Genomic DNA, 13,141 nt, shown 5'->3' with positions numbered 1-13,141 from the left:
TTGCTGGCCGGAGCCCGGGGGTACAGGGGGCGGCGGCGACTGGCCGCCCCCTGTGCGCTCCCTGCGCCATGAGTGACATAACGCAGACGATTAACCGGGAGCGCAATGTGCGCTGAAGCCACCGATAATATAAACAACCACACTGCAGGGCTTCCCCTCACCCTGGCCCTCTCCCGGAGGGAGAGGGAATCGTCCGGCTGGCGTTTAGGCCCGTGCAAGCACACTGCCAGGTAACGTTATCCGATGCCACTCCCCTACTTCGCCAGGCTGGCAAAGCGAGCAAAGACCGCATCAAAAATCGCCAGCCCTTGCGCCACCTGCTCAGCAGTAATGGTGCACGGCGGCACCACGTGAATGCGGTTCTCCACCACAAAGGCCAACAGCCCGGCCTCGGTTAAGGCCCCTTTGATCGCGGCCATGTCGGCGGCAGTCAGCGGCGTTTTTTGTTCACGGCTGCTCACCAGCTCCAGCGCCTGGAACAGGCCGCGACCACGCACCTCGCCGATAATGGCGTGCTTCTCCGCCAGCGCCTCGAGACCGGGGCGCAGCACCTCGTTGCCGATATAGGCCGCGTTCTCAACCACCTTCTCCTCTTTCATCGCGTCGATGGTGGCGACAATCGCCGCCATCGCCAGCGGATGGCCGGAGTAGGTCAGCCCGCCGGCAAAAAAGTGGTCGTCAAAATAGCGGGCAATCGGCTCGCTAATCAGCACCCCGCCCGCCGGCACGTAGCCCGCGTTAACCCCTTTGGCAAAGGTCACCAGATCCGGCACCACGCCATCCTGCTCGAAGGCGAACCAGCTGCCGGTACGGCCAAAGCCGGCCATCACCTCATCGAGGATCAGCACGATGCCAAACTCGTCGGCCAGGGCGCGCACACCCTGCATATAGCCTGCCGGCGGCACGAGGATCCCGGCGGTGCCGGGGATGGACTCCAGCAGGATCGCCGCGATGGCCGTCGGCCCCTCGCATTCAATGATCCGCCGCAGATGCGCCAGCGCGCGCTGGCACTCCTCTTCCTCGGTCGCGGCGTTGAACTCGCTGCGGTAAAGGTAGGGGTTGAAGAAGTGCACATGGCCGCGGGAGAACTCATTCGGCACCCGGCGCCAGTCGCCGGTGGCGGCGATCGCGCTGCCGGTGTTGCCATGATAGGAACGATAGGCCGACAGCACCTTGTCGCGCCCGGTATAGAGCCGCGCCATGCGAATCGCGTTCTCATTGGCATCTGCCCCAGCGTTGGTGAAGAACACCTTGCTGAAGCCCGCCGGCGCCAGGTCGACGATGCGCTTCGCCGCTTCGCCGCGGGCAAGGTTGGCGGTGGCGGGCGCGATGGTGACCAGGGTCTCCAGCTGCGCCTTCATGGCCGCCAGTACCCGGGGGTGCTGATAGCCAATGTTGACGTTCACCAGTTGGCTGCTGAAATCGAGCCAGGTATTCCCCTCGTAATCCCATAGCTCGCAGCCTTGCGCCCCGGCAATCACCAGCGGATGGAGATTGCCCTGCATCGACCATGAATGAAACACATAAGCGCGATCCAGCTGCCGAACTTCATCATTGCTTACCGCGACCTCGTTCTGTAGTGCCAGCTTCATACCCTGCCCTCTCTCATGTCGTTGTGGTTGGCTTCATCATTGGCCGCGGCAACGCAAAACGGATAGAGCCAGTACGCGAAAAACGATGTGACACGGTGTCACATCCGCGTCCGCCGTCTGGCCCTGTGCCTTGCCGTCCGGCGTTTTTATAGTGGAGGGACAACCGCACAGGAGAATGACATGGCAACGAGCAACGTAGTGTTTATCACCGGGGCGACCTCGGGTTTTGGCGAAGCGGCAGCGCAGGTGTTTGCCGACGCGGGCTGGTCGCTGGTGCTGAGCGGGCGCCGCTATCCGCGACTGAAGGCCTTGCAGGACAGACTCGCCGCCCAGGTGCCGGTGCATATTATTGAGCTTGACGTTCGTGACAGCGAGGCGGTGGCTGCCGCCGTGGCGTCGCTCCCCGCCCCCTTCGCCGATGTCACCACCCTGATCAACAACGCCGGGCTGGCGCTGTCGCCGCTGCCGGCGCAGGAGGTGGCGCTGGAGGACTGGAAAACGATGATCGACACCAACGTCACCGGTCTGGTGACGATGACCCACGCCCTGCTGCCGACGCTGATACGCCATGGCGCCGGGGCGAGTATTATCAATATCGGCTCGATCGCCGGGCAGTGGCCCTATCCCGGCAGCCATGTGTATGGCGCCAGCAAGGCGTTTGTGAAGCAGTTCAGCTATAACCTGCGCTGCGATCTGCTTGGCACCGGCGTGCGGGTCACCGATCTGGCGCCGGGGATTGCCGAGACCGAATTTACCCTGGTGCGTACCAAAGGCGACCAGGCGGCATCGGATAAGCTCTATCGCGGCACCACGCCGCTGAGCGCGCGCGATATCGCCGAGCAGATGTTTTATATCGCCACGTTGCCGGCGCATATGAACATTAACCGGGTGGAGGTGATGCCGGTGCGCCAGGCGTGGCAGCCGTTCGCCATCGATCGGGATTAAGCGAAACCCGACGCATCCCCTGCCGGCGCTGCCGGCAAGGGATGCAAGCCGGACTAACGGCTGCTTTGCAGAAACTGCCTGACGCGTTCAGAGTCAGGCTGAGTGAAGAACTTCTCCGGCGGCGCCTTCTCAATCAGCAGCCCCTTCTCCAGAAACACCACCTCGTTGGATACCTGGCGGGCAAAATCCATTTCGTGCGTCACCACTACCATGGTGTAACCCTCGGCGGCGAGGGCTTTCATTACCCCCAACACCTCATTAACCAGCTCCGGATCCAGCGCCGACGTCGGTTCATCGAAGAGAATAACTTCGGGCGACATCGCCAGCGAACGGGCGATCGCCACCCGCTGCTTCTGCCCGCCGGAGAGGGTGATCGGGTAAACATCGGCTTTGTGCGCCATGCCCACTTTCTCCAGTTGCTGCATGGCAATGGCCTTCGCCTCGTCTCGTTTCATGCCCTTAACGTGCAGCAGCGCCTCGCTGACGTTTTGCTGAACGGTCAGATGCGGCCACAGGTTAAAACTCTGAAAGACCATCCCCACCCGCTCGCGAATTTTGGCCAGCTGGCGGTGCGACATCGCCCGGCCGCGCTGTTCATCAATCCCCAGTCGCTGACCGCCGATATGAATTTCACCGCGGTCCGGCTGTTCCAGCCAGTTCATACAGCGCAGCAGTGTGGATTTTCCCGACCCGGACGAGCCGAGAATACTCACCACGGTCCCCTTCTCCACCGTCAGGTTAATATCCCGCAGGACTTCCACATTATCGAACTGTTTGGAGACGTTTTTGACGCTTACGGCAATAGACTCAGGCATGGCTCATTCCTCTTTTGGCTCCCCAGGCGGTCAGGCGCTTAATCAGCAGCTCCAGCAGAATGCTGATCGCCCAGTAAAGCCCAATGGCGACGATAAAGGCGTTAAACGGAATAAAATAGGTCGCCTGGACGCTGTTGGCGGCGGCGGTGATCTCCTGAACGGTAATAATGCTCAGGAAAGCGGTGTCCTTCAGGCAAATAATCAGCTGATTGCCGATCAGCGGTAAGGCGGAAGAGATGATATTGGGTAAAATAATCCGCCGAAAAATGGCATAGCGCGAAAAGCCCTGAGCAATCGCCGCTTCAATATATCCGCCGGAAAATACCCGCCGCTGGCTGCGCAATATTTCAAAAAAATAGGCGCCATGATAAATAATCAGGGCCAGTAAACCGGCGGTCCACGGCTCCATGCTAATACCGAGCTGCGGCAGCCCGTAATACAGAAGATAAGCGAGGATCAAAAAAGGGATCGCACGCATCAGGCTGACGAAACCAATAATAATCCGGTTAATCACTTTCTTTTGATATTCGCTAAAATAACACAGCGCAATACCGATAATCAGCGCCGCCAGGGCGGCGGTAATAAACAGTTCGAGGGTCGCGAATAACCCGGCAATAAAGCTATCGCGAACCGACCAGATAACGCCCCACTGATTCATAATGCCTCCCGTTCCTAGCGCGCCAGACGCCTGGCTTTACGTTCCGCGATACCCTGCAGCTTCAACAAACAGCCGATGATCACCACATACAGCAGGCCGGCGGCGAGGATCGGCGACAGCGGCTCGTAGGTGACCGAGGAGATACGGTTGGTGACCCGGGTGAGATCCACCACGCCAATCACGGCGATGGCCGGGCTACCTTTGATCAAAAAGGACATCTCATTGACCAGCGCCGGCAGGCTCTCGATCCACATCTGCGGCAGCATGATGTAGCGGAAGTAGGTCCAGCGGCGCATTCCCACCGACTCCGCCGCCTCCCGCTGTTCGCGCGGAAAGGTGCGGAAGGCGTTGCGCCAGATCTCAGCGTTAAACGCCGAGGTGTTAAGCGTCAGCGCCACGATGGCGGCCACGTTCTTGTCGAGGTTAATGCCCATCGTCGGCAGGGAAAGGAACAGAAACAGCACCAGCGTCACCAGCGGCGTTGCGCGGGCCAGACTGATATAGACCACCAGCAGCTGGTCGATCACCGGCAGGCGCAGCATCCGTACCAGGGCGATCAGCAGGCCCGCCACCACCCCGAAGGCGATAGCGATGGCCGAAATCCAGAGGGTCGTCCATGCGCCTTCGATTAATAACTGCCAGGAAATTGCATCCATGAGGCCCTCCTTCTCAGCAACAGGCGGCGGTCGCCCGCCGCGGAATATTACAGTCCGGCGAGTTTGTGAAACTGTTCCGGGCTGGTGATCGCCTCGGTCGGCAGGTTGTCATAGGTTTCGCCAAACCATTTTTTCTGCAGCTCGGCGAGCTTGCCGGTCTCCTTCATGTGGTTCATAAACTTGGTCATATAGGCCAGCAGCTGCGGCGAGTTTTTCGGGATCGGCCACGCCATATACCCCGGTCCGGAGACAGCCAGCCCTTTGGCGAAGACCTTCGGTTTGGCTTTCGCCAGGTCGTTTACCGAGATCACCACGTTAATCACGTAATCCAGTCGCTTATTCGCCAGGTCGGCGTAAGCTTCCGGATAGGAGGGATACTCCACCACCGGTCCCAGCTTGCCGCCGGTCTTCTCCAGCATCGCCTTCAGCTCCGGCAAACGCGCCAGCAGCGCGCTCCCGGCCTGTAACCCCACTTTTTTGCCGCTGAGATCGGCAATCGTATTTAACGAAGTATCGCCAGCGCGTTTGACGAAATAGTGCTGCGCGGAGGCCCACGGTGGGGTGAAATCAAAAACCTTCAGCCGCTCATCGGTAATAACCGCCCCGGTTAAGGCCATATCGTATTGCCCGGTGGAGACGGCCGCTAATAATCCGGTCCACGGTAATATGCTCTGGTCGACATGGAATTTGGCGTACTTACGTAATTCCTCAAGCATATCTTTGTTAAAGCCATCGGCCTGGCCATTATTCATAAAGTTAAACGGCGCATAATCATCTTCCGTCGCCACTTTCAAGGTGCCGGATTTTTCTATTTCCGGAAGATCGGCCGCGACGGCGTGATAAGAAAAAGCGACCGTTAATACAGCGCTCAGACACATTGATGCCAATGATTTTTTCATTATTTCACCCCTGATGGATTGGCCAGACGGGTTCATTCCAGAACGCGAAAAGGTTTCTGCAAAATAGTGGCCGGGGACGTTCCGGTCCACGGCGGCTGAATACGTTTTTAATGTGGGAGCGTTTTTCAATTCCGTATAGAGCCAGATGGGCCGCATCGCTGTGTCAGATGGCGGCAGGGTGGTATGGAATTTGCTGAGTGTAACGGGTGGTCGCAATGCGTTATTGCCAGAGGAGCCCCGTATGATCCGTCACCTGTTACACGTTGATTTTCAGCCTGGCCGCGGTTTGCAGGAACAGGTGCGAGAGACGCTGGTGAATGCCATTCTCAGCGGGATCTTCGCCGCCGACACCCCGCTGCCCTCCTGTCGCCAGTTGGCCAGCCAGCTTCGCGTCTCGCGCAACACCACCGCGCTGGTGTTTGAAAGTCTGGTCAACGAGGGCTACCTGATTAGCCGCCCACGAAGCGGTTACTACCTGCATCCCGACTATCATGAAGCTTCGCCTGCCGCCGTCGAGAGTGCACCGCAGCGCGAAGCCGCTGCACCACGCTGGGGCGACCGGCTGCAGATGACCCCCAGCCAGCAGGAGTCGATCCTCAAACCGGCGGGCTGGATGCACTACCGCTACCCGTTTATCTACGGCCAGCCCGATACCCGGCAGTTCCCGCTGGCCACCTGGCGCTCGGCGGCGAACTGGCTGCACGGCGGGGTGCGCGACCCGGCGTGGGTCATCGACCATATTGACCAGGATGTGCCGATGCTGATCGAGCAGATCCGCACCCGGGTGCTGCCCAAGCGCGGCATTGTCGCCGCGCCGGATGAAATTCTCATCACCCTTGGCTCGCAAAATGCGCTCTACCTGCTGACCCGACTGCTGCTCTCTTCCACCACCCGCATTGGCGTCGAAAACCCCTGCTTTCGCGAAGCCATCAACACCTTTCTGCTCGCCGACGCCGAGGTGGTGCCGCACCCGGTGGATGAAGAGGGGATCGTGCTTAATGAGCGTCCCTGCGATTACTACTATGTCACCCCCGGCCATCAGGTGCCCACCGGGGTGACCATGAGCAGTGCGCGGCGTCGCCAGCTGCTGGAGCATGCCGCCCGCCATGACGCGGTCATTATTGAAGATGATTATGACTCGGAGAGTAACTTTACCCTCAACCCGCTGCCGGCGCTGAAGGCCAGCGATCGCAGCGGCCGGGTGGTGTATGTCAGCAGCCTGTCAAAAGCGCTGTCACCGGGACTGCGGTTGGGGTTTATGGTCGCCGACCCGGACCTGATCGACGAGGCGCGCGCCCTGCGCCGGCTGGTCTATCGCCATCCGCCGACCAACATTCAGTACCAGATGGCCCACTTCCTTGCCCAGGGCCATTATGAAACCCATCTGCGGCGCTACCACTACGACTCCGCCCAGCGCTGGGAGCGCCTGCACGCCGCCCTGCAGCGCTATCTGCCGTCGTGTCGCGCGCTGGCGGGGAGCGAACATGCTAACGCCTTCTGGCTGCAGACCCCGGCGCAGATCAACACCCAGCAGCTCACCTGGCGCGCCGCCCACGCCGGCGTGCTGATTGAGCCCGGGGCGCGCCATTTTCTCAGCGCCGCGCCGCCGGATAACTACTTTCGCATGGGATTCCACGCCATTAACCCTGACGCCATCGCCCAGGGGGTGGAGGTCCTGCGCGGCCAGCTGGAGCAGATGGGTTAGCGGTATTGTTCATACTCAACGGCGTCGCGCACGCTGAGCAGCGCCGGGCGCAGACTGTCGAAAGGCACCGATCCGAGCGCAATGCGCAGCGCCTGCGGGATCGTGGCGGAGACGCAGAACGGCTCGGCGGTCGACACCGAAATACGGCGTTCCATCAGCGCATTCGCCAGTCGATCGGCCCGGCTCTCTTCACCCAGAGGCAGCCAGACAAAGTACGAATCGGGATGACTGACGACGGGAAGCCCACAAAGCACCTCGCGGGCCACCTGCTGCCGCTGTCGCGCATCCTGTCGTTTCTGCATTTCAAAGCGGGCCACCGTGCCATCTTCAATCCAGGCGCAGATCAGCGAACTTATCAGCGTCGGCGTATTCCACGTCGTGGCCCGGATGGCGCGCTCAATCTCCGGCCGGTAGCGCGGCGGAGAGATCACCACCCCCACGCGCAGCCCGGTGGCGATATTTTTTGAAAAACCGGTGACATACACCGTTCTTTCCGGCGCATAGCTGATCACCGGCGGCGGCGGACGGCTCACCAGCCGGGCGTAGGCGGCATCTTCAATAATCAGCAGATCGTGCTGGCGCGCAAGATCGGCCAGCGCCTGCCGCTGCCCGGTGTTGAGCACCCAGCCCAGCGGATTGTGCAGCGTCGGCATGGTATACACCGCCCGCACCCGCCGCTGCTGGCACAGCGTATGAAGCGCCTGCAGGTCCGGCCCCTCCGGTCGACAGGGGATCGCCGCCAGCTCCAGATGATACAGCGCCGCCAGAACTTTGAAGCCCGAATAGGTCAGCGCATCCACCGCCACCACATCGCCCGGACGTAACAGCCCCATGACGGTCACCGCCAGCCCGTGCTGTGCGCCGTTGACGATCAGGACATTTTCCGCATCCGGCGTAAAGTGCTGGCAGCTCAAATGGCGGGCGATAATTTCGCGCTCGGCGAGCCGTCCGGCATGAGGCTGATAGCGCAGATGCGAGTCAATATCGCCCGCCATCGCCAGCTGCCTGAGCGCCTCGCGCAGCGCATCGCCCTGCTCCGGCAGCGAAGGGTAGTTGAAATTGAGATCCACGACATCGGCAGCCACCACCTGCTGATCGACCCCATGCCCCGGCGGCAGCGAGAGGTCGCGCACGAAGGTGCCGCGGCCGGTTTCGCCGCTGACCAACCCCATCTCTTCCAGTTCACGGTAGACGCGCGTGGCGGTGGCCAGCGAGATGCGCTCCCCGGCGGCAAGGGTACGGTGCGTCGGCAGACGGCTGCCCGCGGGCAGCTGCCCGCTGCGGATCGCCTGGGCATATCGGTCGACAACGGCTTTATATCGGGCTTTCATCGTGAAATGTATCTATGACAATAATTTGATTGTATTAGATTGGGCACATTACCATCGCCGCAGACGATGCTCAAGCGGGCACAGCACATCTGATAACGCGAGGTTAACGTGGTAGATTCAACACTGGATAAATCGGTGCCCGGTCCCTGGTCCGGATGGCTTCATGGTTTACTGGGGGTGATTATTTTTAGCGGGTCGCTGCCCGCGACGCGGCTGGCGGTGCAGGATATGGATCCGTTCTTATTGACCTTTCTGCGCGCCTCCATCGCCGGGCTGCTTGCCGTCGCGCTGCTGGTCGGCTTTCGCCAGAAACGCCCGCGCCTGGCGCAGCTTGTGCCCTTGATCATCGTCTCATCAGGAGTGGTGATCGGCTTTCCCCTGCTCACGGCGCTGGCCCTGCAGCACATCACCTCGGCGCATTCGATTGTGTTTATTGGCCTGCTGCCGCTGATGACCGCCCTCTTCGGCGTACTGCGCGGCGGCGAACGCCCGCGGCGGGCTTTCTGGATCTTTTCGCTGCTGGGCAGCCTGCTGGTGGTGGGATTCGCCCTGACGCAAAGTGCGGCAGCCTCACTCAGCGGCGATCTGCTGATGCTGGCGGCGGTTATCGCCTGCGGCCTCGGCTATGCGGAAGGGGCAAAGCTGACGCGGGAGCTCGGCGGCTGGCAGGTGATCTGCTGGGCGCTGGTGATAGCCCTGCCGTTGATGCTCCCCGCCTCGCTGATGGTTCAGCCCGCGTCCTGGCATGCCATATCAGCCTCCTCCTGGGCGGCGCTCGGCTATGTGTCGCTCTTCAGCATGCTGATCGGTTTCATCTTCTGGTACAAAGGGCTGGCCGCGGGCGGGATCGCCGCCGTCGGCCAGCTCCAGCTATTGCAGCCGTTCTTCGGGCTTGGCCTGTCGGCGGCGCTGTTGCACGAAACCGTCAGCCCCTTGATGCTGGCGGTTACGCTGGGCGTGGTGCTGTGCGTGGTGGGCTCGCGCAAATTTGGCCGCCAGCGGGTTAGCGCAGGGAGCGGGAGCCGTGATTGACCGCCCCGTCATCCGCCGTCCCGGGTCGCGGCGGTGTAACCGCCTTACCCGGGTGACAGCATGATAAACGGCTGGAGGACGCGCCGCCGGGGAGGACGACCGTCTACACCGGCCGCGCGTACTGAAGCATCACCTGCAGCAGCACGTTGGCCCCGGCGGCGACGTGCTCCGGCGAGGCATACTCAATTTCGTTATGGCTGATCCCGTCCTTGCAGGGGATAAAAATCATCCCGGTGGGCGCCAGGTAGCTCATATACACTGCGTCATGCCCGGCGCCGGAGACGATCGGCCGCGCCGGATAGCCCAGCCGCTGCGCGGCATCGGCAATGGCCTGCTGGCATTCAGCATCGAACGGCGCCGCCGGATAGTGGCTTACCTGCTTCAGGGCCACCTGCAGACCGCTCTCCCGCTCAACCTCCGCGATAAACGCCCGCAGCTGGCGATCCATCTCGTCCACCAGCGCATCGCTGAGATTGCGCATATCAATGGAGAAGGTGACCTCCCCGGGCACCACGTTGCGGCTGTTGGGCCACACCTGCACGCTGCCGACGGTGCCGCGTCCCTCTTCGCTGCGCCCGGCAATGGCCACCACTTCCTGCATAATGCGGGTCGCCACCTGCAGGGCATCCTGACGCAGGCGCATCGGCGTGGGTCCGGCGTGCGAGGCCTGGCCGGTGACCACGCAGTCGTACCAGCGGATCCCCAGCACGCCCTGCACGATACCGATGGTTTTCGCTTCATCTTCGAGAATCGGCCCCTGCTCAATGTGCGCCTCAAAATAGGCGCCGATGGGATGCTCCCCCGGGGTCTGCTCGCCGATATAGCCGATCTGCGCCAGCGCCTCGCCGACGCTGACACCCTCTTTATCCGTGACGGCCCAGGTCTCTTCCAGCGGGAAGACGCCGGCAAAGACCCCGGAGCCCATCATCACCGGTACAAAGCGCGACCCCTCTTCGTTGGTCCAGAACACCACCTCAATCGGCGCGTCGGTATCAATCTGCAGATCGTTGAGCGTGCGCACCACCTCCAGCGCCGCCAGCACGCCGTAGTTGCCGTCAAATTTGCCGCCGGTGGGCTGGGTGTCAATATGGCTGCCGGAGACGATGGGCGGCAGGCCGGGGTTGCGGCCTTCCCGGCGCATAAACACATTGCCGATTTTATCGATGGTGACGCTCATCCCGGCCTCCCGCGCCCAGCCTATTACCTTGTCCCGCCCCTGGCGGTCGAGGTCGGTGAGGGTCAGACGGCGGCAGCCGCCCTTCGGCGTGGCGCCGATCTGCGCGAGATCCATTAACGACGCCCACAGGCGGTCGCCATTGATGCGCCAGCCGGTGGTGTCGGTCGCGGGGGTAAAAAGTACATCACTGCTCATGGTAGTCTCCTGACATCAAGGTCGCCGCCAGCGTAACCGGCGGTGGGAATGCGCTATCAACGCCTGGTCTTCATCCTGTATGGTTTTTTGCCGCCGATCAGACGGCCAGGGCCTGGGCGTTAGCGTCAATCGCCAGCTCGCGCCAGCGGTGGCAACTCACCGCGTGGCGCTCCGCGACGGATTCCGTCGGCGGCAGACTCTGCTCACAGACCGGGCGACGGTGCGGGCAGCGCTCGGCAAAAGCGCAGCCGGGCGGCAAGCGCGCCAGATCCGGCGGCGCGCCGGGAATGCAGTGCAGGGCATCACCTTTCTTAAGCCCCTCTTTCGGCCGACTGCCCAGCAGCACCTGGGTATAAGGATGGCGCGGGTGGCGCAGGATCTCGCTCATCGACGCTTCCTCGACGATCCGCCCGGCGTACATCACCGCCACCCGGTCGGCGATCTCCACCGCGGCGCCGATATCGTGGGTCACAAACACGATCGACAGCCCGCGCTGCTTTTGCTGCTCGCGCAGCAGGATCAGGATCTGGATTTGCACCGTGGCGTCGAGGGCGGTGGTCGGCTCATCCGCCAGCAGCAGCTGCGGGTTGCAGGAGAGCGCAAGGGCGATCATCGCCCGCTGGCGCATCCCGCCGGACATCTCGTGCGGGTAAGCATCCAGCCGCCGCTCGGGGCTGGGAATGCGCACCTGGCGCAGGGCCTCCAGCGCCCTGTCCCGGGCCTCCTGGCGCGATAGCCCTTCGTGGCGGCGCAGCCCTTCAATAATCTGCTGCCCGACGGTGTAGACCGGATCGAAGGCCAGCAGCGGCTCCTGAAAAATCATCGCGCAGCGTCCGCCGCGATAGCGCCGCAGCTGACTGGCGCTCATCGTCAGCACCTCGTCGTCCCCCACCTGCAGGGTGCCGGAGAGCTCACTGCTCCCTGGCGGGTGCAGGCGCATCAGCGCCCGCAGGGTCACGCTCTTGCCGGAACCCGACTCGCCAATCAGCGCCATCACCTCCCCCTTTTGTACGTCAAAGGAGACTCCATTGACCGCGTTGATGGTCTGTCCGTCGCGGCGAAAGACGACCCGCAGGTCGCGCACATGGACAAAGGCGTTATCCGACATGGCTGACCTCCTTAAGGGAGATGCTTTGATGCCAGGGCGAGGCCGGCTGCGCCATCAGGCAGGCGCTCTGGTGCCCCTCCCCGACCGCCTCCAGCCGCGGTTTCACCTCGGCGCAGACCGCCTTCGCATGCGGGCAGCGGGTGTGAAAGCGGCAGCCGCTCGGAGGCGCGATGGGGCTGGGGGGATCGCCGCTCAGCGGCGAGGTCAGGGTGCGGTTTTCCGGGTCCATGGAGGGCATCGAGCTTAACAGCGCCCGGGTATAGGGGTGGGCGGAGGCGGTAAACAGCTGCTCCGCCGGGCCAATCTCCACCACTTCGCCAAGGTACATGACGAGGATCCGATCCGACAGCCAGCGAACCACGTGCAGATCGTGGCTGATGAACACGTAGGTCAGCTCAAGAGTCCGTTTCAGCTCCTGCAGCAGCTGCAGCACCTGGGCTTCCACCGATTTATCCAGCGCCGACACTGCCTCATCGAGGATCACCAGCCGCGGCTTCATCGCCAGCGCGCGGGCGATATTCACCCGCTGCCGCTGGCCGCCGGAGAGCGCATGCGGGTAGCGGTCGGCAAAGCGCGCCGGCTCAAGGCCAACGTGCGCCAGCAGATAGCGGGCATATTCGCTGGCCTCTCTGGCGCTGACGCCATGGACGCGCTGGCCGAAGGCGATGCTCTCCTCCATGGTCAGGCGCGGATTGAGCGAAGCATAGCTATCCTGAAAGACCATCTGCACCTGGCGACGGTAGGCTTTCAGCGGCAGACGCGACGAGCCGACCCCCTGTCCGTCGAAGATCAGTTCGCCGCTGTCCTGGGTGAGCAACTGCATCAGCAGCCGGGCGGTGGTCGATTTGCCGCAGCCCGACTCGCCGACCACCCCCAGGGTTTCGCCTTTCATCACCGTGAAGCTGATATCGTCCACCGCCTGCACCACCTCCCGGCCTTTGCCGCCGCGAAAGTACTTCAGCAGGTGATTGACCTTCAGCAGCGGCTGCGCCGGCCCGCCAAGGTCGATATTGATAAAGGGTTGCATC

The 13,141-nt window shown here is 62.3% G+C and carries 12 protein-coding genes; 3 read left to right on the top strand and 9 right to left on the bottom strand.

Annotated features, from left to right (window positions below; genetic code table 11):
* Positions 1-254: 254 nt before the first annotated feature.
* Positions 255-1,592: an aspartate aminotransferase family protein gene (locus tag A1WC_RS19140; RefSeq protein WP_008805555.1), complete on the bottom strand. Its 1,338-nt coding sequence runs from the start codon at positions 1,590-1,592 to the stop codon at positions 255-257.
* 180 nt (positions 1,593-1,772) lie between these two features.
* On the opposite strand from A1WC_RS19140, the gene A1WC_RS19145 reads away from it, so the two are divergent.
* The gene (locus tag A1WC_RS19145; RefSeq protein WP_008805554.1) at positions 1,773-2,537 is read left to right on the top strand and encodes an SDR family NAD(P)-dependent oxidoreductase; all 765 of its coding nucleotides are present in this window, start codon (positions 1,773-1,775) and stop codon (positions 2,535-2,537) included.
* Between the two features lie 53 nt (positions 2,538-2,590).
* Here the strand turns inward: A1WC_RS19145 and A1WC_RS19150 are convergent, their stop codons facing one another.
* The 4 genes from A1WC_RS19150 to A1WC_RS19165 are packed head-to-tail and all read right to left on the bottom strand — an operon-like array spanning position 2,591 to position 5,565.
* Entirely contained in the window at positions 2,591-3,352 is a 762-nt protein-coding gene (locus tag A1WC_RS19150) for an amino acid ABC transporter ATP-binding protein (protein ID WP_008805553.1), read from the bottom strand.
* Positions 3,345-4,010: an amino acid ABC transporter permease gene (locus tag A1WC_RS19155; protein WP_012968744.1), complete on the bottom strand. Its 666-nt coding sequence runs from the start codon at positions 4,008-4,010 to the stop codon at positions 3,345-3,347. The genes A1WC_RS19150 and A1WC_RS19155 overlap by 8 nt, the downstream gene beginning before the upstream one ends.
* 14 nt (positions 4,011-4,024) lie before the next feature.
* Positions 4,025-4,666 (bottom strand): amino acid ABC transporter permease, encoded by a 642-nt coding sequence (locus A1WC_RS19160; RefSeq protein WP_004142522.1) that lies wholly within the window; start codon positions 4,664-4,666, stop codon positions 4,025-4,027.
* Between the two features lie 47 nt (positions 4,667-4,713).
* Positions 4,714-5,565 (bottom strand): transporter substrate-binding domain-containing protein, encoded by an 852-nt coding sequence (locus A1WC_RS19165; protein WP_002893184.1) that lies wholly within the window; start codon positions 5,563-5,565, stop codon positions 4,714-4,716.
* 241 nt (positions 5,566-5,806) lie between these two features.
* Between A1WC_RS19165 and A1WC_RS19170 the strand changes: the two genes are divergently transcribed.
* Complete coding sequence (locus A1WC_RS19170) at positions 5,807-7,270, top strand: PLP-dependent aminotransferase family protein (RefSeq protein WP_004176948.1); 1,464 nt, start codon at positions 5,807-5,809, stop codon at positions 7,268-7,270.
* Here A1WC_RS19170 and A1WC_RS19175 read toward each other — a convergent pair.
* Positions 7,267-8,601 (bottom strand): PLP-dependent aminotransferase family protein, encoded by a 1,335-nt coding sequence (locus tag A1WC_RS19175; protein WP_016160446.1) that lies wholly within the window; start codon positions 8,599-8,601, stop codon positions 7,267-7,269. The genes A1WC_RS19170 and A1WC_RS19175 overlap by 4 nt on opposite strands.
* 123 nt (positions 8,602-8,724) lie before the next feature.
* On the opposite strand from A1WC_RS19175, the gene A1WC_RS19180 reads away from it, so the two are divergent.
* Entirely contained in the window at positions 8,725-9,633 is a 909-nt protein-coding gene (locus A1WC_RS19180) for a DMT family transporter (protein ID WP_032691344.1), read from the top strand.
* A 103-nt stretch (positions 9,634-9,736) separates the two neighbouring features.
* Here A1WC_RS19180 and A1WC_RS19185 read toward each other — a convergent pair whose 3' ends face one another.
* The 3 genes from A1WC_RS19185 to A1WC_RS19195 form a co-directional block, all read right to left on the bottom strand.
* Positions 9,737-11,005 carry a Zn-dependent hydrolase gene (locus A1WC_RS19185; RefSeq protein WP_012542516.1) on the bottom strand — a complete coding sequence of 423 codons (1,269 nt, stop codon included), beginning with the start codon at positions 11,003-11,005 and terminating at the stop codon, positions 9,737-9,739.
* Positions 11,006-11,102: 97 nt separating this feature from the next.
* The gene (locus A1WC_RS19190; protein WP_016160444.1) at positions 11,103-12,113 is read right to left on the bottom strand and encodes an ABC transporter ATP-binding protein; all 1,011 of its coding nucleotides are present in this window, start codon (positions 12,111-12,113) and stop codon (positions 11,103-11,105) included.
* Positions 12,103-13,140, bottom strand: coding sequence for an ABC transporter ATP-binding protein (locus tag A1WC_RS19195; RefSeq protein ID WP_012968748.1), 1,038 nt, complete (start codon positions 13,138-13,140; stop codon positions 12,103-12,105). The genes A1WC_RS19190 and A1WC_RS19195 overlap by 11 nt, the downstream gene beginning before the upstream one ends.
* Position 13,141: the final 1 nt, after the last annotated feature.

Origin of the sequence: Klebsiella sp. KTE92, assembly GCF_000398905.1 — a bacterium.
GTDB lineage: Bacteria > Pseudomonadota > Gammaproteobacteria > Enterobacterales > Enterobacteriaceae > Klebsiella > Klebsiella variicola.
Note: the sequence above shows the minus strand (reverse complement) of the source record. Positions and strands in the feature narration are given on the sequence as shown.